Below are 24,663 nucleotides of genomic sequence, written 5' to 3' on the forward strand. Positions count from 1 at the left end.
TAATTACGCTTCAAAAATTTGCCGTAAAGCCTGCTGGCCTTTGGGTGTCAAACTAACCACTCGCGTACGTGATGTACGCATTATCCAGGCTTCCCTGACAAACAGATTCAATAACTCCGCACCCAATACACCCGCCAGATGTGGGCGGCGTTGCGTCAGGTCTATACAGCATCGAGCATACACGCGACGGCTCTTGCCATGTTCAGGGCTAGCAACACCTATGGCGACGAGTTTTTCATGGCCCAATGAAGTCAGTTTGAAATCTTTAGCTTCTGGCTCCAGCCATTTTGCTTTCAACATGGCATCCAGTAATTGCACAGCCAATTCGCCAGCGAGGTGGTCATAACAAGTCCGCGCATGCAAAAACTGGGGAGGCATGGTGCGCACCAACGCAGGCTGAGGTGGATAGCGTGACGCCTTAGTATGCATAGCAGCGCCAAGAACTGCCATTGATTCTATAAGACTGGCAGCTTCGGCGCTGGCAATACGAAAATAACGATGGCGCCCGTGAGCCTGCGACAATAATAAGCCACCTTCCACCAGTCTCGCCAGATGCGCACTGGCTGACTGTGCTGACACATTTGCTGCGAATGCCAGTTCACCTGCAGGACGCGTGGTGCCATCAATCAGTGTCCATAGTATGGCTGCACGCACAGGGTCTGCCATCAAAGCGGCAATGCGGGGAATAATACCGGAAATATTGTGCGCGTCGTCCATACTTCATCCTGGGCTGAAATGTCGGGATGACATCTTGCCCATAATGTACATCACTATCCACAACGAAAGATGACCATGCATACTCCCCACAATATCGGCATCGCCAGCCAGATCGGCAAATACTCTGATGCGCAGGAAGTGCCTGTCCATGCCAGGTGGTTATTTACCTCGGGCACACCGGGTTTGGATGAAAATGGCAATTTGCCTGATGACATTACCGGTCAGGCCGAACTTGCCTGGCGCAATATTATCCGCATGCTGGACAGCAGCAAGATGACGATGGCTGATATCGTCAAAGTCACCCATTATCTGACCAGGCAATCCGACATCGCAGAGTATGTCAAAGTGCGCAGTCATTATCTTGGTGACGCGCGCCCTGCGTCCATGTTGATGATCACACCAGCCTTGGTCAAACCAGGCTTTCTGCTGGAAATAGAAATTATCGCTGCCCAATATTGATACTTACCTTGATACCTGCCTTGACACCTACCTGATACTTGATTGAGGCTTGCTATTTGATTGGCGATGTCCTGGCAAATGCCAGAACATCGCCACATCTATTTGTATTTTTATACTGGCGCGATCACATATCAGGGCAATATCCGGAAAATAAACATGCTGCTCCAATGTAAATTGTATAAGGACATGTGATTCCAGCATTTGCAGAACCTAATTTCATAATTATTATCGAAATGAAAAAAGTAGTGCTGTAACGCGCAGGATTCATGCAATTTCAGTCATCTATTCGATTGAATTATCTCCTAATTCTATTCACACGCTCGCAATTTCACACTATTTAGCTGACAATGCTGCTGATACTTTGCGCGTGGAGAATTGGGTGGAAATTGGGATGGACCTGTTGTGGGTTGTAGGTTTGACGGTCATTGCCGTTATTGTGCTACTGAAGGTGCTGGTTCTGCTCATAGGCATGAACCGTTTACTGAAATTGCAATTATGGACGCCACGTAAAACGCCATGCCTGCGCGCAGCCAGTGGCGACCTGTTACCAGTACTGGATGCCGCCCGCACTGACATGGAGCTGGCTGGTTTTCGTTACATGCATAGCTGGCGTGAACGCTCGATGATCGCGGCTGATGATATTCCTGCCAGCTATTGCGACGTTTATCATCATCTGGCGCAAGATGTGCATGCCGAAGTTTATCCCAGCGAATCACCTTTCGAGCAACGCCTGTACACCGTCTATCTGTGGAACACCTATGTCGATGGCAAGGCCTTGCTGACTGTCAATGGCCAGTTGCAGAGCATGGTACCTTATCCCTCAAGGGTAGCCGTCATCAGCGATAAAAGCGCAGACCTCGCTGGTCAACTGGTAACGCATCTCCATGTACGTGAAATGATCAACGTACAACGCAGTGATCCTGCCGACGCGCCAAAAATTGCGCAAAATCTGGCAGAACGCTGGCTGGTAAGACTGGACAGAGAAGCCAAGGTTTATCAACGCAGCCAAAGTGACGACGAAAGTATTTATGGATTCCGTTTCTGGCCTTCACTGAAAATGGCATGGCAAATGCGCAAAGCAAGTGCGCCTAAATCAGCAAAACAAAGGCCCACGCCAAGTGATGCAAGCACCGCCACCAAACCACTGATAGATATGCGGGCTGCACGTCAATTGCGTGACCGCTATTCTTTCGTCCGCACCCTGTGTGCCCTGCGCTCCATGCTGGCACCACGCTGGTATCAATCTACCGGTTTTGTCTTGTCTGCTCTCGCCTTCGTGGCGCTTGGCACATGGTGGTGGGGTATTACCGGCGCGTTGCTGATCGGTGGCGTTATTGCCTTGCATGAAGGCGGACATTGGCTAGCCATGAAGCTAGCCGGATTTCGTGATGTCCAGGTATTTTTTGTGCCAGGAATGGGAGGTATGACGAGTGGTGAAAAGCATGAAGCCGCCCCATTCACGCACATGCTGGTGTATCTGGCGGGTCCCATGCCTGGCTTGCTGCTCTCACTGGCCAGTATTGCGTTGGTAGTCAAAGAACCAACGATCCTGAATACAGTCTGGGGACCATATCTGACAATGGCAGCACTGGCCTCACTGCTTGTGAATGGATTCAATCTCTTGCCTGTGCTGCCACTTGATGGCGGCCGAGTAATCGAATTACTGGTCATGGCCCGCCTGCCATGGTTACGTTTTTTGTTCTCACTATGCAGCGGTGCGGCCATGCTGGCATATGGCTTGCACTCCAGTGACAAGATCCTATTAGGCGTAGGCATACTCGCGCTCATCAGTGCACAATTTCAGTACAGGCTAGCCAAGGCAGCATCACTACTATCAAGGCAAAGTACCGGCACAGCGGATAACAACAGAAGTTTTGCTCACGCTGCCGGCGACTTATTTGATTTTCTAGGACACGCAAGTTTCAGTAAATGGAGCTATGCCACCAAACTTGCCGTGGGCCAGACTTTACTGCAACGCTATCTTGGAAGGCAGCCTGGCTGGAAGGAAAGCTGTGCCGGTCTGGGCTTGTATATCGTCTGCATCATTTTGCCCGTGGCTATGTTGTTTAGTTTTATTCATTCTGCACCGACGACCATGTTAAGCATGGCAGGCCAGGGCTTGTCTTCTTTATTGGCGTCCAGTGATGCTAACAAGCCCGTCACAATCGCGGGCCATGAAGACAAGGATAGTGCAGACGCCTTGCAAGAAGACCGAATGGCATCCAGACAAGCGCGCGCCGAAAAAATTACCGCAGCACAGGGAAGTGAGCGCACGGCCATACTCAGATCGGTCCTGGATGAAGCCAGCGACAATGATGCTGAAGATGCTTTGCGCATCGCCAAAATTTATTACGCTGAAAATAATAATTCCCTGCAAGCGACCTATCTGCATGCCGATGCCGCTTTGGCCATGGCAAATGCAATACGCAACTGGTCCGACCAGGACGAGCCAGAAAATGCCAGAAAAAATGAGACCGATGTTGCCAACTATCTGCAAGAAGCAGAAGCTATTTTGCGCGCAAGATTGCGCGCGCAAAGTGACAGGCGTGATACACGTTTACTCGCCGAAGTTTTGCAGGCACGCGACATAGACCCCGACAACCCGGCACAACTAATATTAAAGGAAGAAGTCGTCAGCCTGTTCGCCAAAGAAAAAACTGAAGATGACACGCAACTCTTGCAGGCACACCAGATGCTGGCACGCGCTTACTACAAGAGCGGGCGGGTCGATGATGCAGAACATCAGTTGCAAACTGCTGAGGATGACTACGCCTGTCAGAGCAAAGATAAAGCTGATTTTTTCTGTCACACTTTAAAAATAGATGAAGCCTGGTTACTGCTCAACAAAAAGAAATTTGCTGAAGCGCAGACATTACTCAGCCCTGTTACAGACAAGGAAAAACAGCCAGGCCAGAATGATCTGGCAAATAGAGAGCGCCACCAGATCAAATGGATGATTGCCATGTTGCAGAAAGATTACAGAATGGCAAAAGAAGAAGCCATGGCGCTGACTCAATTACGTGAGCCGGGCACCGGTATCTGGCTGATAGACCTGTACATTCAACGTAACCAGCCCGCAGGCAATTTGCCAGCCGACCTGATGCTGATAGAAACTCTGCGTGCGCGAGGTGAACAGGGAGAAGCAGACAAAATTGCCGAACGCCTGCTGGAAGCTCAACGCAAAGCACATTCAGAACCGGGCAACCTGAGATCTGGCAATACTGAAATGGCGTGCAAAATCTATCCTTATGGAAGCCTCTGGAAAAACCAGTTACAGCAAACGCTGCTCAATATTGAACAAAGAGAAACCCACTGTACGCCCCGCGCTGGTATGGGTCATATGTCACGTTGAGGCTGAGAAATGAAGCACAGCCTGACTAATGTCAGCTGTGTTTCTTATCAAGCTTCTTTCGCTACATTTCAGCCCCCACCTGGGATTTGATTACTGACTGATGTTCATACCGTAACCTGACAGTTACAAAAATTGTCGTGCAACTCCATCCACGCATGTGGGATTTAAGTCGCCTGAAAATAAATTGCACTTGTAGCAATCAATGATTTAATCAATACTCTTGCCTGATTTGCCTGCAATTATCTGCTCATCCAAACGAGATTTGATCAAAATACGACCGCTAATATGTATTCTTCCATCAAAAATAAAATCGTCAACTTTAGCCTGTCATTCATTAGTTGCATAATCCTGTTCAATGTCAATGAAGCGCAGGCCAGGGCGGGCGACCTTCAAGGCACAGGAACTGCTTTTGCCATCTCAAAAAATAGTCATTTGGCAACCAACTTCCATGTCATCAATGGTATGAGCGAGATCATTGTTTTTGACCGGGATAAAAAAACCTATACCGTAGAAGTGCTTACTTTTGATGCCGAAAATGATCTGGGCTTTACGAAGAATGTACGCCTCGATGGTGGAACAGGAATTATTTCATTTGATGACAACGGCGATATCCAGCAACCCGTTTAGTCCAGCTGTTTTACCTTTAATCAGACCGAGTTGTACCTGGTTTGCGACACAACGATGTCATCGGTGGAAATTGATAATTGGAACCATATCTTGAAAGAGATGGATAAGGACCGCACCAGCGCTGCCGTCGCAATGCGATGCAAGTAAATCTTCATGTGGCTTGTTTCCGGGAGAAGGGCATGCGAGGCAGTGTAAAATCAAAGTCGCGAAAAAATCTACCGAATCTATCATACTTGAACAAAATCTTGTTGCTGCTGGCGTGTTTGCTGCTCAGCCCGGCGTGTCCGGCTGCCGACTCACGCTTCACCGTTATCAGCGTAGATACCGAACATGAAGAGCTGCAGTTATTCTTGCGTGATGAAGCTGGCAAGGGATACAGGCGCTTTGAGCAACTAAGGAATTCACTGGCAGCACGCAACAAGCAACTGCTGTTCGCGATGAATGCTGGTATGTACCATGCAGACTACTCACCTGTAGGTCTTTTTGTACAGAATGGTGAACAGGTCTCGGCACTGAATTTGAGCAATAACTGGGGAAATTTTTTCCTGAAACCGAATGGCGTTTTCCTGCTCAGCAAATCAGGCCCGCAGGTTGTTGAATCTTCAGAATACCCGGCACTGGCCAAGGATGTTTTACTGGCGACCCAGTCTGGCCCGCTACTACTGAGAAACGGCGTCATACATCCCGCATTTAAACCTGAATCCAGCTCCCGCCTGAAACGCAATGGCGTTGGTGTGACCGGTAATAAAGCTCTCTTCGTGATCAGCGAACAGCCAGTCAATTTTTATGAGATGGCGATATTTTTTCGCGACACACTGCATTGCCAGGATGCCCTGTATCTGGATGGCAGTATCTCAGGCATTTATTCGGTAGAACTCAACAGGAATGATGTGACTGTAGATCTGGGGCCGATCATCGGGGTAGTGCGTTGATGTTCCTTACTCACTCTAGCGTACCTACCCTTTCTGGACTACGTTGGGCTGCAAAGCACTGCTTAATCATTTATCGCCACATCGATGGAAGTAGGCCTGGCTGATCTGCAGCAACTCATTAAAACCCAGCTTCAGGAAATTGGCTGAGATGACGACCGGGCTGCCACACAGCTTGTCATCCATGCGGTTCAACATACGCTTGAGCATGCCACCAGCCACGATATAGCGCTCGGGTTCACGCACCCTGACGACCAGGGTTTTCTGGTTTTGAACTTCAAAAATACTGAATCCAACAACAGCAGGCCAGGGTACAAAGCCTGCTGCAACTGCACTGCTGTTATCGAGCAAACCGGATGCATTCAATATTAACCCCGGTCTGTTATCCAGCAACTTTCTGGTTCTGAACACAGTACAAAATCCAAAAAACAGGATAGCCACTACAGCGATACCATGCATCATGACAGGTTGTTATAACGGCTATGCGCTTCAATATCAGCAACATCCAATTTCACCATCCAGTTACCCATTGCGCCAAACAGAACCGAGCCGACAAACAACAGGCGCAATTTGCTTTTGCTCAGTTTTATGTGTTTTTCGTCCCTGGCATTGATTACATCATCATTCATGAACGCGCCTTATTGATTACCAACATCCATCCATATCGCACCTACATGACCAGCTCGTTAAGAAAGTTAATTTACTTTTCGACATCTTATTATCAAATACCGTATTTGCGCAAATTATACTTCTTATCTTTTATGCAATTAAATAGGATCACACTGGGAAATGATGCATAGTTACCAAATTTATGATGAGTGTCGATTTTGTCGATTAAAATTAGCCAACAAGCAGGAATCGCCATTTTTTTACAATAAGTCATTTACCATCTCGACTCATCATTTGCTTGCTATGAGTTATAGATACCAATCAGCAGGCAAGCGGCCCGAAATTGCTTCAGTAGATTTATTCTGTTAAGTTCTGAGTTCAGATCTTTAAATGCCTTCGAGAATAATTCATGTTTGATCACGTCAAATTCGGAGTCAGTGACTTCACTGCGAGCAAAACCTTCTTCCTCAAGGCATTGGGACCTTTAGGCGTAAAAGTAATCGCCGAGGGGATACCAAGCTACGGAGTCGAACTCTGTGCAAATGATGAAGTGTCATTGTGTCTGTATCAAACAGAAGAAAAACCTGCGCATCTTCACCTTGCCTTTAAAGCGCACAGCAAACAACAGGTGGAAGATTTTTACCGTGCGGCACTTGAGGCCGGTGGCAAGGACAATGGCCCTCCCGGTCTTCGCTCGCAATATCAAGGGCAATATTATGCTGCTTTTGTGATTGGTCCTGATGGTCACAACATCGAAGCAGTTCACCACGAGCCAGAGGTCTGATTTTATTCTTTCCCCCAGTATTATCGGAAATTACCAAGAATCTGCAGGCCAGATGGATATCAGGGATATGGCGGTACTTCCAGGTGCCGGGGCCAGACGCCTCATGGCAGCACTAGCTGAAAATGGAAGCCAATGCACGTCTGTCATTCGCGGCAAAGCTCATTAAAATTTGGGATATTCGTAAATGCTGACAAAAAAAATTTATATTTTTGGCAAAACTGAAATTTCTTTATAGCTCTTTGATTTTATTGAGTTATGTGAAATGTGGTGAGGTGTCTGAAGTACTACTGGTCCCGCCGACAGGAATCGAACCTGTATCTTACGCTTAGGAGGCATACGTTCTATCCATTGAACTACGGCGAGACACGGTGAGAAATGCCCGGATTTGCTTGTGCATTTCTCAATCAGCCCGCCATCTTACCTGAGCTTGAGCCAACAATCAATTCAGCAGATGAGTTTAGATGCCTAGCTAGCGTACAATACTGCTTTTCTCCAATTTATGTCCGCGCATCTCCATGATGCCGGTTCCACAGGGTTTTATGGCAGTTATCTCATTAAGCGATGCCCAATTGGCATTCGGTCACGTTGCTCTGCTCGATCATGCAGAGTTTTCCATAGAAGCAGGCGAACGTGTAGGCCTGATCGGGCGCAATGGTACGGGCAAGTCTTCCCTGCTCAAAATCATCGCACGCACATCCAAGATTGATGATGGTCTGCTTGTCATGCAGCAAGGTATCAAGATCGCCTATGTCGAGCAAGAGCCGCAATTTGACATGGAGCTCAGCGTGTTTGACGCGGTTGCATCTGGCCTGGGTGAACTACCTGCCCTGCTGCAGGAATATGAAGCGTTGACTGGCCAGTTTGGCGGCGACAATGATGATGCCCTGATGGAGCGCATGCATGACATCCAGGTAAAACTGGATGCAGCAGATGCCTGGAGCCTGGGTAACAAGGTAGAAACCACGCTGGACAAGTTGAACCTGTCAAAAGATGCCATCATGGGCACTTTGTCGGGCGGTATGAAAAAACGCGTGGCCCTGGCTTGTGCCCTGGTGAGTGCACCTGATGTCTTGCTGCTTGATGAGCCAACCAATCACCTGGATTTTTCATCAATACAATGGCTGGAAGCTTTGCTAAAAGACTTTAAAGGCAGCGTACTGTTCATTACCCATGACCGTAGTTTTCTGGATAATGTAGCAACGCGTATCATAGAACTGGACCGTGGCAAGCTGACTTCTTTCCCGGGCAATTTTACGACTTACCAGACGCGCAAAGCGGATTTACTGGAAAATGAAGAAGTAGAAAATGCCAAGTTTGACAAGTTTTTGGCGCAGGAAGAAATATGGATACGCAAAGGTGTTAAAGCCCGCCGCGTGCGCGATGAGGGCCGCGTCAAGCGTCTTGAGCAATTGCGCCTGCAACGCACTGCCCGCCGTGACCAGCAAGGCCAGGTCAAGCTGGATGTGACTTCTGGTGAACGCTCAGGCAAGATCGTGGCGGAACTAGAAAATGTCAGCAAGAGTTTTGGCGAGAAAGTCATCATCGATGATTTCTCAAGCATCATTTTGCGTGGTGACAAGGTTGGCCTGATTGGTCAGAACGGCGCTGGTAAAACTACCTTGCTGAAACTGATCCTAGGTCAGGACGAACCAGATAACGGCACGATCAAGCAAGGCAGTAAATTGCAAATCGCCTACTTTGACCAGATGCGTGCGCAACTCAATGAAGAAGCCAGCCTGGCAGACACGATTGCGCCAGGTAGTGACTGGGTAGAAGTCAATGGCCAGCGCAAGCATGTGATGTCTTATCTGGGTGATTTTTTGTTCGCGCCTGAACGCGCACGCTCACCTGTTAAATCATTGTCTGGTGGTGAACGCAACCGCCTGTTGCTGGCGCGCCTGTTTGCCAAACCAGCCAATGTATTGGTGCTGGATGAGCCGACCAATGATCTGGATATCGATACGCTGGAATTGCTGGAAGAATTGCTGGAAGAATATACTGGCACCGTCTTCCTGGTCAGTCATGACCGTACCTTCCTTGACAATGTGGTAACCCAGGTTATCGTCGCCGAGGGCGAAGGCCAGTGGCGTGAATTTATTGGTGGTTACACTGACTGGGAACGCTATCGCAGCACTGTTCCGGCAACCAAAGCAACGAAGACCGAGCAAAAGCCAGCCGTGGCAGCAGTATCGAGCATGAGTGCACCGGCAGCAGCCAAGCCGAAAAAGCTTAGCTACAAAGAGCAGCGTGAACTGGAAGAATTGCCAAAGTTGATCGCATCACTGGAAGCCGAGCAAGCATCCATCACTGCAAAACTGGCCGATGCCAATCTGTATAAAAATGGCCCGGAACAAGCCAATCTCTTGAATGCCCGCCATGCTGAGATCGATGAGCAATTGCTCGAAGCACTGGAAAAATGGGAAGTGATAGAAGCACGTAGCAAAGGCTGATTATCCATAGCAGACGGCATCCCTCGCAACGGCAAGGGATGCATTCAAAAGGGCGCGCCATGCGCACCATCCCACCTTCAAACTCCTTCTAAGTCCACTCCATAAGCGAAAATTCTTCATCCCGGTTACCATAACTGGATGATTTATTTTATGCGTTCTTGATGCATGATTTCATGCATACTATAAGAAGGAGTAATCATGACAAAAGTCGCTAAAGTAGCATTAGTCACCGGTGGCAGTCGCGGCATAGGTGCTGCTACGGCACAACAACTGGCCGCTGCTGGTTACGCCGTCTGCATCAACTACCTGCACAATCATGAAGCCGCCCAGCAAGTCGTGCAAGAGATAGAGGCACAAGGTGGTACGGCGATTGCCCTGCAAGCTGATGTTGCCAGTGAAAAAGAGGTGGTACGCCTGTTCAATGAAATAGATGCGCGGCTCGGCAAACTGGATGCGCTGGTCAATAATGCCGGCATACTCATGCAGCAATGCCGGCTCGAAGACTTGACGGCAGAACGCATCAACCGCCTGCTCAGCACCAATGTCACCAGTTATTTTTTATGCTGCCGCGAAGCGGTGAAACGCATGTCAACCAGGCACGGTGGCAAAGGCGGTGCCATCGTCAATGTCTCTTCAGCAGCAGCGCGCCTTGGTTCAGCCTTTGAATACATTGATTATGCCGCGACCAAGGGGGCAATAGATACCCTGACCAAAGGATTGTCGGTGGAGGTGGCAGCTGAAGGTATACGTGTCAACAGCGTGCGGCCAGGTTTGATACACACCACAATGCATGCTGATGGTGGCGAGGCGAACCGGGTTGAAAGACTGAAAACCAATGTCCCCATGCAACGTGGCGGTGCACCGGAAGAAGTAGCATCAGCCATCAGCTTTTTGTTGAGTGATGGGGCTTCTTATATCACAGGTAGTTTTGTTGATGTGTCTGGCGGGCGATAAGTTTATTGCAAGGTGTTTCGCACTGATGCCATTGTTACCAGCGCCTGATCCCAGGCCAGAAGTTGCGCAGGTGGATCTTCAAAACGCAAGCCCAACAATTCAAATGGGTTTACTGTTAAGCGCCCACGCTTGAATTTCATCCTGACCAGCAACTCGGCATGCAGTGCATCACCTGCATAGAATGCATGTGAAAAATACGCAGATTTTTCATCTGCATGCATGATGCACGTCTCTACCCGTACCCGCTGGAAAATATGTACTGGCTTCATGAAACTGACCAGTTGCGATACATTGACAAAGGCCATTCCGCTACTCAGCATAGGGCGTAACAAAGCAGTTTTAATAACAAAGTCCAGTTGCGCTGATTCTGCGAGCTGGAAGTATTTATCGCTCTTCAAAGTCCCGATGCCAGTATCCCATGGCGTAATCCAGAAATACGAAGTAACACGGTCACCTGCTGTTGCGCGGCGGCGGACTACGAAATAAGACAGCAAGGCCAGTGCGACCGTCAGGAAATTACGGATAAGTCCAGACACGGGCACGTCCCTTACCGGATTAGAAGTTTTACATCATAACCCGGCACAGGCTTTTATTGCACTGCTGCGCTAGTTCACGCTGCTGAATTTTACTGACCACCCTCACGCAGATAGGGTGCAGCGTCCAGCGACAATGCTCGTTTGACTTGCCGGGTGATCTCATCGGCAAACACTTCTTCCCTGCCCTGCGCTATTGCCTCCACGACCTGTACTGCAACTTGCTGCGGCGTAGATTTTGGCATCGCTACATGTTGCGTCATGTCGGTATCGATGAAAGCGGCATGTATACCCACGACCAGCGTCCCCTGTGCACGCAATTCATTGCGCAAACCATTGGTCAATGACCAGGCTGCGGCTTTGGATGCGCTGTACCCATTGATGCCAGCCAGGTTAATCCAGCTCAGGACTGAGAGCATATTGACCAGTGCACCGCCACCATTGGCTTCCAACACAGGGGCAAAAGCCTGGCTCATTGCCAGCATGCCAAAGAAATTGGTGTCGAACTGTGTACGTATGGCAGCCACGCTGTCATTGGCAAGAAATGGCGATGGCTGAGCAATGCCGGCATTGTTGATGAGCAAGTTAACGTCGCCGCAAGCCTGAGCTGCGGCCAGCACCTGCTGTTGATCGGTGACATCCAGTTGTATTGGATGAAGACCGGGCAAAGTAATTTGCGCAGGGTTCCTGGCAGCCGCATAGACCTTTTTGACGCCCGCATCCAGCAAGGCCTTGGCAAATGCCAGACCTAAACCGCGGTTAGCGCCAGTAACGAATGCGACGGTATTCTTGAGTTGCATGATTAATCCTTTTGATAAATAAATTTGATGAATAAGTTTGATTGGAGAGCGTCGCAAGCGAGACCGTCAAAAGCTTGCTTTTTCCCGCCTGAAACCAATCAAATTAATTAGATTATGATCGTCATATTATTAGATGTCAATCATCATTTAAATGGATTTCAAATGCTCATTATGGAAACTGATCAAAGAATGTTACGTAATTTACAAAAACCAGTGGCATCTCTGCCTTTACAGCTCGCCACTGTGCCGGGCAGGATGCTAAAGTAATGAATCTTTATCTCTCTGCATTGGTTAATCATCATGCGCCCCGCTCTCTTTATTTCATTCGCTATTACACTGCCACTGCACGCCGTGTTCATCGTTGGCAGCAGCTTGCCTGGCCAGGCCCAGGCGCAAAACCTGTATCGTTGTGGCAGCACTTATCAGGACAAGCCTTGTGATGGCGGGCAAGGTCAAATCATCAAGAAAAACCCCAGCCCTTCTACCTCGGACAAACCGCCTCTGGATGCCAATTGTGTGCGCCGTGGTGAAGAAGCGAAGAAAATGATCTGGTATAAGGAAGGCGGCGCATTGCAGGATAGAATGCTGTCTGAAGCCAAGACTGCCGAGCAGCGCAGAATCGTTGCCGATGTTTATGCAATGAAAGGCAATGCCAATGACGTACGCATCAAAATCGAAAATGATTGCATGGCTGAAAAAGAAGCCGAGCGTAAATTTGGTCCACGCGCGACTGAAGATGAGGCCAGCCGCCATCAGACTGCTGAGCGCAAGGTAGTGACTGGTGAAAACTCAAAAGACAGCAGCAGGCCAGATCCTGCCGAAGCTACCCGCAAGCAAAAGCAGTGCGATGAACTACGCAAGCAAATCAATGCCTTGCGTAATGCTCAAAAAGCAGGTGGAACGGCACAGGACATGGAAACACAGGCCAATAACAAGCGCGACACTGAAACCAGTTTGAAAGAGCTGGGCTGTACAAAGTGAATACCTGCCTTTGGCATTAGTGCGGTTATTACTGATGAACAAACACTTCGTCCGTAGTACGCACCATGATGCGACTATTAGCTGGAGTCGCAATATTAGACCAAACCCAGTTGTGATGATCGACTATTTTTTCGGCTTTCATATGGGGTCTGTCGCCCGTTGTATGCGCATCAGACAGGGCAATCACATCAAAACCATGCGATGCGGCAGCACGGATTGTCGTATCTACACAAAACTCTGTCGTCAAACCACAAACAATCAGTGTATGCGCCCCGGTGACTTTTAAATGTGTATCCAGGCCGGTACCAGCAAATGAATCACAGGCAGTTTTATCGACGAAAACATCGCCAGGAGCAAATGGCAGTTCCGGTATGACTTCCCAGCCTGCAGAACCAGCCAGTGCTTCGTCATTGGCGTGACGTACAAAAATCACCTGGCCACCATGCTCGCGGGTATGGTCCGCCGCGCGACTGATGCGTTTAATGACATTTATCTTGTCAAAACGCCGGGTTTGACCATGCAACCAAGCATTTTGCATATCGATAATAAGTAAGGTATTCATTGTGGCAGAGCCTAAAAGTACTACACGGCATAAAGCGATATGATACTGCGGATACAGCACCTGGATGCAGCGCCGCTAGACCGATTCAGGCTGCGCTGCCAATTGCGCTGCAGTATCCAGCACCAACAATGCATCTTCGATAACTTTCTCTGCACCATCACCCTCTCCGGCAATGGCGCTGACAATCAGTCGTGCACTGAGGCAGAGGCGAAGTGCGCTAACGGGAATTTGATGGCGTAGACCGCACAGTACTGGTTGCCCTGACTGCATATGTTTTTCTTTTTGCAATCGCCGGTAAACCAGCATGGTTTGCTCGCGATCAAGAAAATGCTGGCCGCTAGTGTCCTTCATCAAGAAAGAGAAGATGGTCGGTAGCTGGTCCCAGGATACATTTCCATGCAAGACATCACGTTTTGGAATGTAGACGGGCAGTAAAGCAAGATGCGCATTATGTTCAAAATAAGACTGGATGGCATGTCCAAATTGCAGTACAAAATGATGAATGGCAGCTTCTGGCAGTTGCCGGAATGCGCGTAATTCAGCGAGCGCAGCAACCCAACGTAACAGCAAACCTGCATTGACATGTCTGCTTAGCTTGTCTGCCCCTGGCCACTCTCGCGGCCAATCAGCACGGCTGGAATAAGCTTGCAAAGCCAGTGGCACACTCAAAATTTTAAGTTTTTTTGCTATTGATGCAGGAACAAACAATGCCCCGGAGAAGCTGGGGCCGCTTAAAAATTTGGAGCCAGTAACTGCGACCAAAAAACCTTGCTGCAAATAGGCATGCAGGCTGGCATTGGAAATGCGGAACTGGCATGCATCTACCATGACATGAAAATTGTGACGATGCCGTTTACTTAAATTTATGGCGACATTAATAGAGGGTGCAATCATGCCCGTCTTGCTGACATCTGCCAGCACAAGCATGACATGCCTGTGCTGGGCTATCGCCGCACCTGTCAATGCCACCACCTCTGCATCGACATCTTTCAGATTGCGCGCACTGCCATCCTTCTCCCTGATGCTTACCGTCTGCAGTTCTGTGGGTAGGGTGCCAGCAATGACATCACCTGAAATAACGGTGACATCAAGAGCAGAACGGCTGCTGAAATGCTGCCCACTTAACGCAGCGGGTACCGAACTACCTGTTTCGCCTGGCTCGACCATGATCACCAGCATGGGCAAAGCAGACTGGCTGGCTTGAGATGACAAGGCCAGCATTTGCGCTGCAATCAAATGCAGATCTGTACCTGAGGCTGCGAAGACAACATCAGTAGTTGCCAGGTCAGCAGATTTAGCCTGCACTGTTAATGCACATAATTGTTTTAGCTCTTGCCTGACAAGTTCAAGCTCATTTTCTATCAGTGGATAATATTCTGCACCGCCATTGACGGATGCCAGCTTTTGATAAACGACGTTGGCAGCAGAACGTGCCATGTCAGAGATGGTGGAGGCAGTCGCGGAACCAAAGGCCAGCGACAAATTGTCTGGCACGATGCCACACCCGTATTTATTATAACCGTCGTCATCCAGGGCTATACGCGCATCACCCCCCCCAGTCAACAGTTGATCCAGCGTTGGGAATGGGGCATGAGTTTCGCTTGGCATGGGTTGCACAATCCGGTGCGGTCTAGCCTTGATAGGCGGGTGACATTCTGGCTGTCTTGATCAGCAAATCCCTGAATGCTGCAAATAATTTTTGCATGGGTTCCTGTTTATAAGGGAACATATCGACAGGGTCCATCGCGTGCACGATCATATCGCTGTCAACTTCAAAAATCAGGAGTTTGCCATCCTGGGTTTCGCCACAGTCTATGCCTACATAATCAAGGTCAAGGCGTTTGAATATTTCTGCAAATGCTGTTGCATGCCGGGGTACAAAATCTTCATCAAAGCTTTGCATGAAGCGTGCTTCTTCAGCACGTTTTTCTGCACTGTCTGTCATGCCTGCGTTCAGATAATGGATCATCCAGTGTTTGGAAATGCCCATGTGCGAGATGAACGGTTTGCCATCGATCAGAATAATGCGGTATTTCCTGAACTGGCCATCTGCAAGAGTGCGGTAATCGACAAAGCGGGCGATATAAAATTCTTCACTTGGTACTGCTTGCAGATAATCTGGCACATCTTCAGCCGACAATACTTTGCGCAAGCCGTGGCCCGCATGTGAACCCAGGGGGCGGGCGATAATGGGAAAATCATCGCCACCCAAAATACTGCTGACAGCCACCTCGCCACCACCTATCTGCTCCAGCGTTTGACGGCTGATGCGGGCCGATGTGGGCATGGCTACGCCCGGTGCATCTTGCAGCAAGGCGCAGGCGCGGTCACGACCCAGGTGGGTGATACGCTCAGGCGCGTTCAATACCGGTGTGGGCCAGGTCTGGATAATTTCTTGCAGGTCAAGCAGCAAGCTATTCTTGTCATCTGCCTCGCCAACGGCAATAAACATGACGTCATGCGGCGGCACTTGTTCGACCGCGGGTATGCCTGCACCGACATATAACAAATCAAGTGCGATATCAGAATCTTCCACCAAAAATTCAAGCGGGGTATTGGCCATCAGGTCCCCATCTGTCATGAGCGCCAGCAAGCGCAAGGCAGGCTCTCGGGTCGTGGGCACTGAATAAAGCGGTTGCAATCGCAAAGCTTCCATCTGGGTGGTCAGGGCCGCATCACGATGCCCCAGCAAGATCAATACCGTTGCCAGGTTCATGAGTGCATGCGCGTCATGCGGATGTTCCTCTGCATAGGCGATCAATTCTGTCCCCAGTGGTTTTAAATCGCCACCAGAAAATGCGATGCGCATCAGAGGAGCCAGGCCTATCAATTTACTTTGTACTGGCTCGCCCGTTGCCGCGCCAGATTCGTCGATGTTCGTCATATTCTCAATCGCCTGAAGTATGAATTTGCTCGCCAATGGCGAGAGTTGCATTAAGCAAGGCGTCGATATCGGCAGAGGTGGTTCTGTGATTGACGATTGCCGCGCGTATGGCAAGCCGCTTGTTGATGATGGTGGTGGATGGTGCTGCGATACCGGACTCTTGCAAGGCCATCACGATATTGGCATTGAGTACATCACTTGCCTCATCACTGAGGCCGTCAACACGGTAGCGGAAACAGACAATATTCAAGGCAACCGGTGCCATTAATTCGAATTTTGAATTCGCCAGGATACTGACTTTAAGATACTGCCCCAGCTCGCAAGTATGAGCAATCATCTGGCCCAGATGTTCTGCGCCGTATACCTGCAAAGTGAACCAGGTTTTGAGTGCCCTGAAACCGCGTGATAAATCAGGCCCAAAATCACAGGGCCAGGGTGAGCCCCCAGCCAGGCCTTTGTTCTCACGCCGTAAATAGCTGGCTGGCGTGGCAAAGGTCGCATAATGAGCATCGCTGTCACCCACCAGAATAAAGCCTGCGTCATAAGGTACTTGCAACCATTTATGAAAATCAAAGGCGATGGAATCAGCGCGCTCTATGCCAGTCAGGCGTGCAGCAATACTGGGCGACAGCATACCCAGCGCACCAAATGCACCGTCGATGTGGAACCATAATTTTTCAATGCTGGCAACATCTGCCAAGGCCTGTAAATCATCAATCGCACCAACATCCACTGAACCGGCAGTGCCTACCAGCATGAATGGCGTTAATCCCGCGGCGCGGTCTGCAATGATTGCTGCCTGCAATGCGCCGACATCCATTTCAAAGCTGGCATTCATGGGGATGACGCGCAAGGCGTTTCTGCCCATCCCTGCCATGTCCATGGCCTGGGCGACACAACCATGGGCACCGGCTGAAGTATAAGCTACCAGCCGCTCAGGAAAAGCCGTGAGCCCCTGATACCTTACCTCTGCGCCCAGAGCACGCGCCCGTGCTACCAGTACGGCAATAAAATTAGCCATCGACGTGCCTGTAACGAACAGGCCGCTGGCAGTATCCGGAAAATGGAATAGCTCGCTGACCCAGCGGGTTATCTGGCGCTCGACTTCTATGGGGATATGATCACGCCCACCCAGATTGGCATTCAGGCCCGCTGCCAGCATCTCTGCCAAGGTACCCACGGGGTTGCCACCGCCCTGCACCCAGCCCATGAAGCCAGGATGGCTATTGCCTACTGAATACGGCAAGATATTTTCCATGAATTGTTGATGCACTTCGCTAAGCTCAGCCGGCGCAGCAGGCAAAGTCGACTGGAATTTTGCGCGCACTTTATCCGGTATTACTTGCCACACTGGGCGTTCGCGTATGTGTTCTGCGTAATCAAGGATATCGTCCAGCATGCGATGTCCCTGCGCACGCAGGGACTGCCAGTCATCGGGGTCCAGTGAGTTCTTTGGCGGTACGGTCATTCAAATATCCATCCGTGAATAATTGCAGCGCAAAGACGGGAAGCGTCCAAGCTTATTCACATTATGGATGAGCGGATAGAAAATGAAGTGTCGAATAAAGCAAATTTTGCTGCTTTATTGATGCGAACGAATAGTTCAATCGCGAAAAGTGGCCTAAAGGCAACAGACTTGAATCTACAGATTCGATGATTGCGCAGACTTGATTAGCCAGACAGGTAGTCTGCCAATAACTGTTTCCTGGAGCGGGCGCGTGGGCTGGACCAGTAATCTGCCACTTCCATGACGATCGCATCGCCTGAACGGATGGACAATTGATAAGGCTTGCCCATCATCACGCTATGCACATACATGGCAAAAGCCTCGGCAAAATCATCATAGGCATTAGTTGCGGCATACAGACTGGAGAAGCCGGTTTTTTCCATTGCCTGGTAGATGCCGGGGATTAAATCACCCGCAACTTGCTGATCACTATAGAAACGCAAATTCTTGCGGTACTCAAAATCATGTCTGAGTAAAGGAATGATGTCGCCATTCATGGCGATTTGCCAGGACAAGCTCAAGAAACTATATTCATCAGTTGATCTGAATTTTTGCGAACCTATCCACCAGTCGGGTAAAAATTCGCTATTGGCCGTCAGCACATGACCAAATTCATGCAAGAGTAAGAACTGCATGGCATTTTTGCGGTGATCGTTTTCCGGGGTTTCAATTTGCAGACTGACTTGAAAAGCTGAGCCTGGCAAAAATGGCGTATTTTCTTTCCAGCTAGCCCAGTCATTGGCTGTGCGGCATAAGAAAGCGTCGGCATCCATGAGTGTCACGACGCCTAGTATCTTGCCATCAGGGTCTGAGACAACGTCCGTCACAGCAGATGACCCAAGGCCATGTCCAAGATAAACACCTAGCAAGGGTTTATCCAAAAGCCTCAGCACAGCAGGTGGCATATCCGCTATGGCTGTACGGATATCATTTAAAAAATCGGGATTCAGTTTAGCCTGTATTAGCCCTAGGTCGGCGGGAGTGTTATTCACTTTCGCGACATATGCCAATAGTTCTTCGGATGCATTGCCTATCCTGTCAAGGAGAGGCAAACTTGCTTGTTTTAACCAGTATTCAACATCAGAGCTGACAATCACTCTTTATCCATTCATGCATGGTCGTTCAACAAAACACCTTTTTTACCTTCCAGATCACGGGCTATAGCCAGCACTTCTCTGGAGGGGATTTGCCGCAATACGACATTGGTTTCATTATCAACAATCTGCACTACCACTTTACCAGAATCGCTATCCAGATTGAGATTAACGCTTTTATTCAAACCTATGGCACGATTGATCTGGTCGACAGAGTTCTTTAGTTCTTTGGCCGAAATGTCATTTTGGGGCTGACTGTCTTTGCTAACGGCAGTTTTACTGGCTTCAACTGTTACCGGTCCAGATGCAGGTGCCGCTTTAGCAACAACTGGTGCAACCTTGACATCTTGCCGGGTATCAACACTGACACCGCCAGTGGCCCCACCTGCTATTTGATTGATGCTCATTTTGCTCTCCAGCCCTAAATTAAACCACATGACGGATTACTCCATATTGTGTATTACGGTCGCTTTTGTCAAAAGTTTAGGTTTATTCTTGAGAACAACTGAATTTAGTGTCACCACTTGTAAATAGCCATCTGAATCACCAATGAAAGATTGTTAATAAATACAATATTTCAATAAATCAAGATGAAAGCTTATTTAATAATTAATTATTAATTTGACATTCACAATAACAAATCAGTCATCTCTGCACCAGAAAACAAGTCGATCAAACCATCAGCTACCGCCCTTACTCTGGGAGAGCGGCGCACGTCATCGTGCATCACCAGCCAAAGCTTTCTGCGCAGAGGGCAAGCTTGTTGCTCTATACGATACAGGTGGCGATGACTCTGGCGCAAATAATGCGGCAAAACCGTTACGCCAAGATTTGCTGCCGCACACTGTGCCAGCACCATTTGGTCATTACTGCGAAGAACAACTTTGCGTTGCGCCAGATAATCTTCCAGCCATTGATGATGGGGCGTTGCAGAGTGTTTTTCATAAGCGACGAATTCCCAATCGTCTTCCTTGTGCTTTTTCAGGTAGGCTTTGCTGGCATACAGGCCATACCCTACGCTGGCCAGGGGTTTGATGACGAGGCCCGCTGTTTGCGGGCGCGCCATCCGCAAAGCAATATCTGCCTCACGTTTGCCCAGGCTGACCTGATGTCGTTCTGCCTGTAACTCCAACTCCACGCCGGTCAAACTGGCGCAAAGAATTTTAAGCCGGGGGGCGAGTAAAAAGGTCGATAAACTGGGTGGTGCAGAAATGCGCACTACACCTTCCATTTTGCTTGCGCTTAGCGCTTTTCTTTCAAAACTGAACCAGCGCTCCTCCACTTCCCGCGCATGTTCAATCAGATCCTGCCCTTCTGCCGTCAATTGCCAGCCACGCACAAGTCTGTCAAACAGACGCAATTTAAGCACAACTTCCAGCGCATCTATGCGACGGGCAACTGTCGTATGTTCAACCTGCAGGCGACGTGCAGCCCCGGTCAGCGTACCGCAATCGACCAGTGCAAGAAAATATCGTAAATCATCCCAATTCATCATGGTGCAATTATGCACAGTCCAGGCGAATTTTTCAGTAATTTTCTTTCTGTCTGAGTTTGGCTAAGCTGCAAGTCATCAAATCAAGCATGACTGTAATCCAGTCAACCAACCAGAGAGAGAATATGCAAGCCATACAATTTTTTTCACAAGGCTCACCAGAAGTACTTGAATTGCGCGATGTACCGGTGCCCACTCCCAAAGATGGTGAAGTGCTGGTACGTGTCGATTACGCCGGAATCAATTATGCAGATGTTTATCAGCGCAATGGACAAAATCCCGCCACACTGCCCTGCACCCCGGGTGCTGAAGGCGCGGGCATCGTAGTCGAAGGCAGTGCTGACTTGCCAGTTGGTACAAGGGTCGCATGGCTGTCGCAGCCTGGTGGTTATGCAGAGTACATGGCTATTCCCGTATGGAAGTTGATCGCTTTGCCATCAGAAGTCAGCACTCGCGATGCAGCAGCCACGATGCTGCAAGCTGTCACCGTGCAATATTTATCTGAAACCAGTTACCGCATACAGGCCGGAGAGACGGCGCTGGTACATGCAGGGGCTGGTGGTGTGGGCTTATTGTTAACCCAGGTCTTGAAGCAGAAAGGGGCAAACGTCATCAGCACCGTATCCAGCCCGGAAAAAGCGGCATTGGCGAAATCTGCCGGGGCAGACCACATAATTTTGTATACGCAAACTGACTTTGTCGCTGCCACCAACGAATTGACTCAGCAAAAAGGCGTACATGTTGTTTATGACTCGGTAGGTCTGACTACTTGCCTCGGCAGCATGGCAGTCTTGCGCCCGCTGGGCAGCCTGGTTTTGTTTGGACAATCAAGCGGCAATGTGCTGCCCATAGACCCCATGCACTTATGCCGTCAGGGATCTTTGTTTTTGACACGCCCTACTCTTGCGCATCACATTGCTGACATTGAGAGTCTGAAGTACCGAAGCCAGCGTGTTCTGGACTGGTTGCGCGAAGGTGTATTGCGTTTGCGCATACATCAGGTTTATCCACTGGAGCAAACTGTCAGAGCCCATACAGATCTGGAGTCACGCCAGACTACAGGCAAATTACTGCTGGCAATCAGTGACAAAGCAAAAAACGAATGGCAGGGGAAATGACATGAAAACTTCAAACAAGAAAATCATCACTTTGATTTATCTGGCGGCCCTCAGCCTGCCAGTCAGCGCTTTCACAGAACAGGAAGTCGATAAGAACGAACAGGCACAAAAATCCCTGGCAGGTACTTGGGCACTTGTGGCAGCACCAGAAATTCGCGCCGATGGCAGCCGTGGCGAAACCTTTGGGCCAAATCCGCAAGGCTTGCTTATCATTGACGGCACTGGCCTTTATTCGTTGCAAATCTACAAATCAGAACGCAGCAAGTTTGCAGCAGGAGATAAAAGCATAGGTACAGAACCAGAATACCGGGCTGCCGCCCTTGATACCAGTTCACACTATGGCCGCTGTTTCATCGATACAGAAAGAAATGTACTGATTTTCAGGATAGAACATGCATCCTTCCCAAACTGGGATGGCAGTGAACAGGCCAGGCAATTTGAGGTAAAGGCTGACCTACTTAGTTATCGGGTACCCGCCGGCGCAAATGGCAATGGCACTACCGCTATCTCGACCTGGAAAAAACTGCATTAGTAAAGTTGCTTAAACCATTTATTTTCCACGACAGTATGTGGAAAAACATCTGCGATGAGAGGTCGAAAGCGCTATTGCACTTGACTTAATACCAACTCCATGAGATTGTCCATGCTCCAAAAAAATTAGAGTGCATGGGAAAAACACAAGCATGGATAACTTCCAAAACAACGACTTTTCAGTAAGTCAGCAATCTTCAAGTGGTACGCTGCAACTTGAATTCAGGGGAAGTGGCAGCGAATATTTTCGCATATGGATAGTTAATCTATTGCTCAGTATTATCACCCTGGGTATATATTCTGCCTGGGCAAAAGTACGCCGCAACCGCTACCTGTATTCCAGCACCCATCTTGGTGGCAGCAGTTTTGAATACCATGGCAATGCAATTGCCATACTCAAAGGGCGCATTGTTGCTTTTGTCTTTGTCTTTGGCTACCAACTGGCGTTCAAATTCTCCGTGGGTCTGGGATTTGCGATGATGTTGATGATGGTGGCAGTCATGCCCTGGCTGGTCTGGAAAAGCCTGCAATTCAAGCTGTATAACTCCAGCTACCGGGGCATACGTTTTGGTTTCCGTGGCACCGCAGGACAGGCATACAGCACTTTCTTACTTTGGCCCCTGCTGGCTGGTGTTACTTTGTATTTACTGGCACCAGTCTTCCATCAACGCCTGAAAAGATTCCAGCACAACGAAAGTCGTTTCGGCAGCACACATTTTTCTTTCAATGCAGGCGTTGGCCAGTTTTACTGGGCTTACCTGGTCGGCATAGGCATCATGCTGGCTGGCATGATTGTTATTGGCGTAGGCTTTGGCAGCACAGTGCTGGCCCTGTTTGCTGGTGGCCACGGTGAAAAATTAAATATCGCGGCGATCACCTCATTTGGCCTGTTTATCTTCGTCCTGTATATGTGGATGTTTGCAATCTACCCTATCTTCCTGACCTTGCTGCAAAACCTGATCTGGAACCATACCAAGCTGGGTGATCATCAGTTCAAGAACAATTTGCAATGGGGTCGCATGACTTTTATTGCCATCACCAATATACTTGGTATTGTTTGCACTCTGGGTCTGTTTATCCCGTTTGCACAAATTCGTTCCCTGCGCTATCGCGTTGAAAGCCTGCAACTGGAAGTCACTGGCAGCCTGGATGACTTCATCGCAGAAACACAAGAACAAGTCAATGCAACAGGCGAAGGCATGGCTGATCTACTGGATTTTGATTTATCTCTATGAACAAAGTTGCCGCCATCTATTTTGATGGCAAAACCTCGCGCCTGCACCATGTTGAGTTTTCGGTGCAGGGCGATATCGCCCAGATATGCGAAGTCAGTAATACATTGCATGCAGGGGTCATACGCAGTTGCCCGCTGTCAGAATTGCGGGTATCTGAGCGTACCCGGCATGCCCCGCGCAAGGTCACCTTCAGCGATGGGGCCTATCTGGAAATCACGGATCATGCCCGCTTCAATGCCATACTTGACAGTACCGGCTACCAGGATTCTGCGGTAGTTCAATTGCAGCAGAGCTGGACAGGCACTCTGGCAGCGCTGGCAGCTGTCATCATCACACTGACCCTGGGTTATATCTATGGTTTGCCAGCAGCAGCCAAGGTGGCCGCGTTTTCCACGCCGGTATCTGTTGAGCGCAAACTGGGTGACGGGGTGCTGGAATTTTTGGACAAGCATATATTTCAGCCTTCAAAATTGCCTGCAGCCAGACAGACAGAATTGCGTGAACGCTTCCAGCGCTTACGCCCACCGCGTGAAGGCAGCCCTAAATATCAACTGGTATTTCGTAAAAGTGCCATAGGCCCGAATGCCTTTGCCCTGCCATCTGGCGACATCATCATCACCGATGAAATCATTACCTTGATGAAGGACGATGATGCAGTCATGGGTGTGCTTGCCCATGAGCTTGGTCATTTGCACGAGCGACACATGACACGCCGCATCATACAAAGTTCTGCAGTGGGTGCCGTCACTACCTTGCTGTTTGGCGATGTGTCAGCAGTGATTGCCAATATACCGACACTGATGCTGGATATGAAATATTCGCGGGACGCCGAAACTGAAGCGGATGACTACGCCATGCAAATGATGGATGCCAATGGCATTGCCCGCGAACACCTGGCAGCCGCCTTTGAAAAGCTTGAGGCCCTGGCTCCTGGTGTATCACCTTACATCTCCAGCCACCCATCCGGCAGCGAACGCGTCATGCGCATACGCGGCAATAATTGAGGCAAGATCAAAGACCGCGACTGATTGCGGTCTTGATCTGG

General features: G+C 49.3%; 24 protein-coding genes and 1 tRNA gene. 12 read left to right on the forward strand and 13 right to left on the reverse strand.

The features are described 5' to 3' along the window. Positions 1–3: 3 nt before the first annotated feature. Positions 4–717, reverse strand: coding sequence for an ArsR/SmtB family transcription factor (locus tag ACO0LG_RS21915; RefSeq protein ID WP_423029680.1), 714 nt, complete (start codon positions 715–717; stop codon positions 4–6). Between the two features lie 75 nt (positions 718–792). Between ACO0LG_RS21915 and ACO0LG_RS21920 the strand changes: the two genes are divergently transcribed. The 4 genes from ACO0LG_RS21920 (at position 793) to ACO0LG_RS21935 (ending at position 6,087) form a co-directional block, all read left to right on the forward strand. After that, entirely contained in the window at positions 793–1,176 is a 384-nt protein-coding gene (locus tag ACO0LG_RS21920) for a RidA family protein (protein ID WP_423029681.1), read from the forward strand. 391 nt (positions 1,177–1,567) lie between these two features. Further along, complete coding sequence (locus tag ACO0LG_RS21925; protein WP_423029682.1) at positions 1,568–4,528, forward strand: site-2 protease family protein; 2,961 nt, start codon at positions 1,568–1,570, stop codon at positions 4,526–4,528. Between the two features lie 285 nt (positions 4,529–4,813). Continuing rightward, a complete protein-coding gene (locus ACO0LG_RS21930) occupies positions 4,814–5,155 on the forward strand; it encodes a hypothetical protein (RefSeq protein ID WP_423029683.1) in 342 nt (113 codons plus the stop codon). A 233-nt stretch (positions 5,156–5,388) separates the two neighbouring features. After that, complete coding sequence (locus ACO0LG_RS21935; protein ID WP_423029684.1) at positions 5,389–6,087, forward strand: phosphodiester glycosidase family protein; 699 nt, start codon at positions 5,389–5,391, stop codon at positions 6,085–6,087. Positions 6,088–6,153: 66 nt separating this feature from the next. Here ACO0LG_RS21935 and ACO0LG_RS21940 read toward each other — a convergent pair whose 3' ends face one another. Continuing rightward, a complete protein-coding gene (locus ACO0LG_RS21940; protein WP_423029685.1) occupies positions 6,154–6,546 on the reverse strand; it encodes an STM3941 family protein in 393 nt (130 codons plus the stop codon). Continuing rightward, positions 6,543–6,713, reverse strand: coding sequence for a hypothetical protein (locus ACO0LG_RS21945; RefSeq protein WP_423029686.1), 171 nt, complete (start codon positions 6,711–6,713; stop codon positions 6,543–6,545). The genes ACO0LG_RS21940 and ACO0LG_RS21945 overlap by 4 nt, the downstream gene beginning before the upstream one ends. 389 nt (positions 6,714–7,102) lie before the next feature. On the opposite strand from ACO0LG_RS21945, the gene ACO0LG_RS21950 reads away from it, so the two are divergent. Further along, positions 7,103–7,477: a VOC family protein gene (locus ACO0LG_RS21950; RefSeq protein WP_423029687.1), complete on the forward strand. Its 375-nt coding sequence runs from the start codon at positions 7,103–7,105 to the stop codon at positions 7,475–7,477. Positions 7,478–7,765: 288 nt separating this feature from the next. On the opposite strand, the gene ACO0LG_RS21955 is transcribed toward ACO0LG_RS21950, so the two are convergent. Further along, positions 7,766–7,840, reverse strand: a tRNA-Arg gene (locus ACO0LG_RS21955). Positions 7,841–8,016: 176 nt separating this feature from the next. Between ACO0LG_RS21955 and ACO0LG_RS21960 the strand changes: the two genes are divergently transcribed. Both ACO0LG_RS21960 and ACO0LG_RS21965 read left to right on the forward strand, forming a co-directional pair. Continuing rightward, entirely contained in the window at positions 8,017–9,927 is a 1,911-nt protein-coding gene (locus ACO0LG_RS21960; RefSeq protein ID WP_423029729.1) for an ATP-binding cassette domain-containing protein, read from the forward strand. Positions 9,928–10,125: 198 nt separating this feature from the next. Beyond that, positions 10,126–10,881: an SDR family oxidoreductase gene (locus ACO0LG_RS21965; RefSeq protein WP_423029688.1), complete on the forward strand. Its 756-nt coding sequence runs from the start codon at positions 10,126–10,128 to the stop codon at positions 10,879–10,881. A 2-nt stretch (positions 10,882–10,883) separates the two neighbouring features. Here the strand turns inward: ACO0LG_RS21965 and ACO0LG_RS21970 are convergent, their stop codons facing one another. After that, the gene (locus tag ACO0LG_RS21970) at positions 10,884–11,417 is read right to left on the reverse strand and encodes a thioesterase family protein (protein WP_423029689.1); all 534 of its coding nucleotides are present in this window, start codon (positions 11,415–11,417) and stop codon (positions 10,884–10,886) included. A gap of 89 nt (positions 11,418–11,506) precedes the next feature. Continuing rightward, entirely contained in the window at positions 11,507–12,214 is a 708-nt protein-coding gene (locus ACO0LG_RS21975; RefSeq protein ID WP_423029690.1) for an SDR family oxidoreductase, read from the reverse strand. Between the two features lie 300 nt (positions 12,215–12,514). Between ACO0LG_RS21975 and ACO0LG_RS21980 the strand changes: the two genes are divergently transcribed. After that, positions 12,515–13,195: a hypothetical protein gene (locus tag ACO0LG_RS21980; protein WP_423029691.1), complete on the forward strand. Its 681-nt coding sequence runs from the start codon at positions 12,515–12,517 to the stop codon at positions 13,193–13,195. Positions 13,196–13,223: 28 nt separating this feature from the next. Here the strand turns inward: ACO0LG_RS21980 and ACO0LG_RS21985 are convergent, their stop codons facing one another. The 7 genes from ACO0LG_RS21985 to ACO0LG_RS22015 form a co-directional block, all read right to left on the reverse strand. Beyond that, positions 13,224–13,757, reverse strand: a complete 534-nt coding sequence (locus tag ACO0LG_RS21985; protein WP_423029692.1) for an isochorismatase family protein — start codon at positions 13,755–13,757, stop codon at positions 13,224–13,226. Between the two features lie 75 nt (positions 13,758–13,832). Continuing rightward, positions 13,833–15,365, reverse strand: a complete 1,533-nt coding sequence (locus ACO0LG_RS21990) for a hypothetical protein (RefSeq protein ID WP_423029693.1) — start codon at positions 15,363–15,365, stop codon at positions 13,833–13,835. Positions 15,366–15,387: 22 nt separating this feature from the next. After that, the gene (locus ACO0LG_RS21995; RefSeq protein WP_423029694.1) at positions 15,388–16,641 is read right to left on the reverse strand and encodes an ATP-grasp domain-containing protein; all 1,254 of its coding nucleotides are present in this window, start codon (positions 16,639–16,641) and stop codon (positions 15,388–15,390) included. A 4-nt stretch (positions 16,642–16,645) separates the two neighbouring features. After that, positions 16,646–18,109 carry a pyridoxal phosphate-dependent decarboxylase family protein gene (locus ACO0LG_RS22000; RefSeq protein ID WP_423029695.1) on the reverse strand — a complete coding sequence of 488 codons (1,464 nt, stop codon included), beginning with the start codon at positions 18,107–18,109 and terminating at the stop codon, positions 16,646–16,648. Between the two features lie 203 nt (positions 18,110–18,312). Continuing rightward, a complete protein-coding gene (locus ACO0LG_RS22005; protein ID WP_423029696.1) occupies positions 18,313–19,245 on the reverse strand; it encodes a hypothetical protein in 933 nt (310 codons plus the stop codon). A gap of 11 nt (positions 19,246–19,256) precedes the next feature. After that, a complete protein-coding gene (locus ACO0LG_RS22010) occupies positions 19,257–19,649 on the reverse strand; it encodes a flagellar protein FlaG (protein ID WP_423029697.1) in 393 nt (130 codons plus the stop codon). 221 nt (positions 19,650–19,870) lie between these two features. Further along, the gene (locus ACO0LG_RS22015) at positions 19,871–20,737 is read right to left on the reverse strand and encodes a LysR family transcriptional regulator (RefSeq protein ID WP_423029698.1); all 867 of its coding nucleotides are present in this window, start codon (positions 20,735–20,737) and stop codon (positions 19,871–19,873) included. 122 nt (positions 20,738–20,859) lie between these two features. Here ACO0LG_RS22015 and ACO0LG_RS22020 point away from each other — a divergent pair, with 122 nt between their 5' ends. The 4 genes from ACO0LG_RS22020 to ACO0LG_RS22035 all read left to right on the forward strand — a co-directional run bounded on the left by ACO0LG_RS22020 (position 20,860) and on the right by ACO0LG_RS22035 (position 24,622). Further along, the gene (locus ACO0LG_RS22020; RefSeq protein WP_423029699.1) at positions 20,860–21,852 is read left to right on the forward strand and encodes a quinone oxidoreductase family protein; all 993 of its coding nucleotides are present in this window, start codon (positions 20,860–20,862) and stop codon (positions 21,850–21,852) included. A 1-nt stretch (position 21,853) separates the two neighbouring features. Then, positions 21,854–22,384: a lipocalin-like domain-containing protein gene (locus ACO0LG_RS22025; RefSeq protein ID WP_423029700.1), complete on the forward strand. Its 531-nt coding sequence runs from the start codon at positions 21,854–21,856 to the stop codon at positions 22,382–22,384. A 151-nt stretch (positions 22,385–22,535) separates the two neighbouring features. Beyond that, the gene (locus ACO0LG_RS22030; RefSeq protein WP_423029701.1) at positions 22,536–23,618 is read left to right on the forward strand and encodes a YjgN family protein; all 1,083 of its coding nucleotides are present in this window, start codon (positions 22,536–22,538) and stop codon (positions 23,616–23,618) included. Further along, the gene (locus ACO0LG_RS22035) at positions 23,615–24,622 is read left to right on the forward strand and encodes a M48 family metallopeptidase (RefSeq protein ID WP_423029702.1); all 1,008 of its coding nucleotides are present in this window, start codon (positions 23,615–23,617) and stop codon (positions 24,620–24,622) included. The genes ACO0LG_RS22030 and ACO0LG_RS22035 overlap by 4 nt, the downstream gene beginning before the upstream one ends. Positions 24,623–24,663: the final 41 nt, after the last annotated feature.

Origin of the sequence: Undibacterium sp. Ji42W (assembly GCF_049340405.1) — a bacterium.
Taxonomy (GTDB): Bacteria; Pseudomonadota; Gammaproteobacteria; order Burkholderiales; family Burkholderiaceae_D; genus Undibacterium.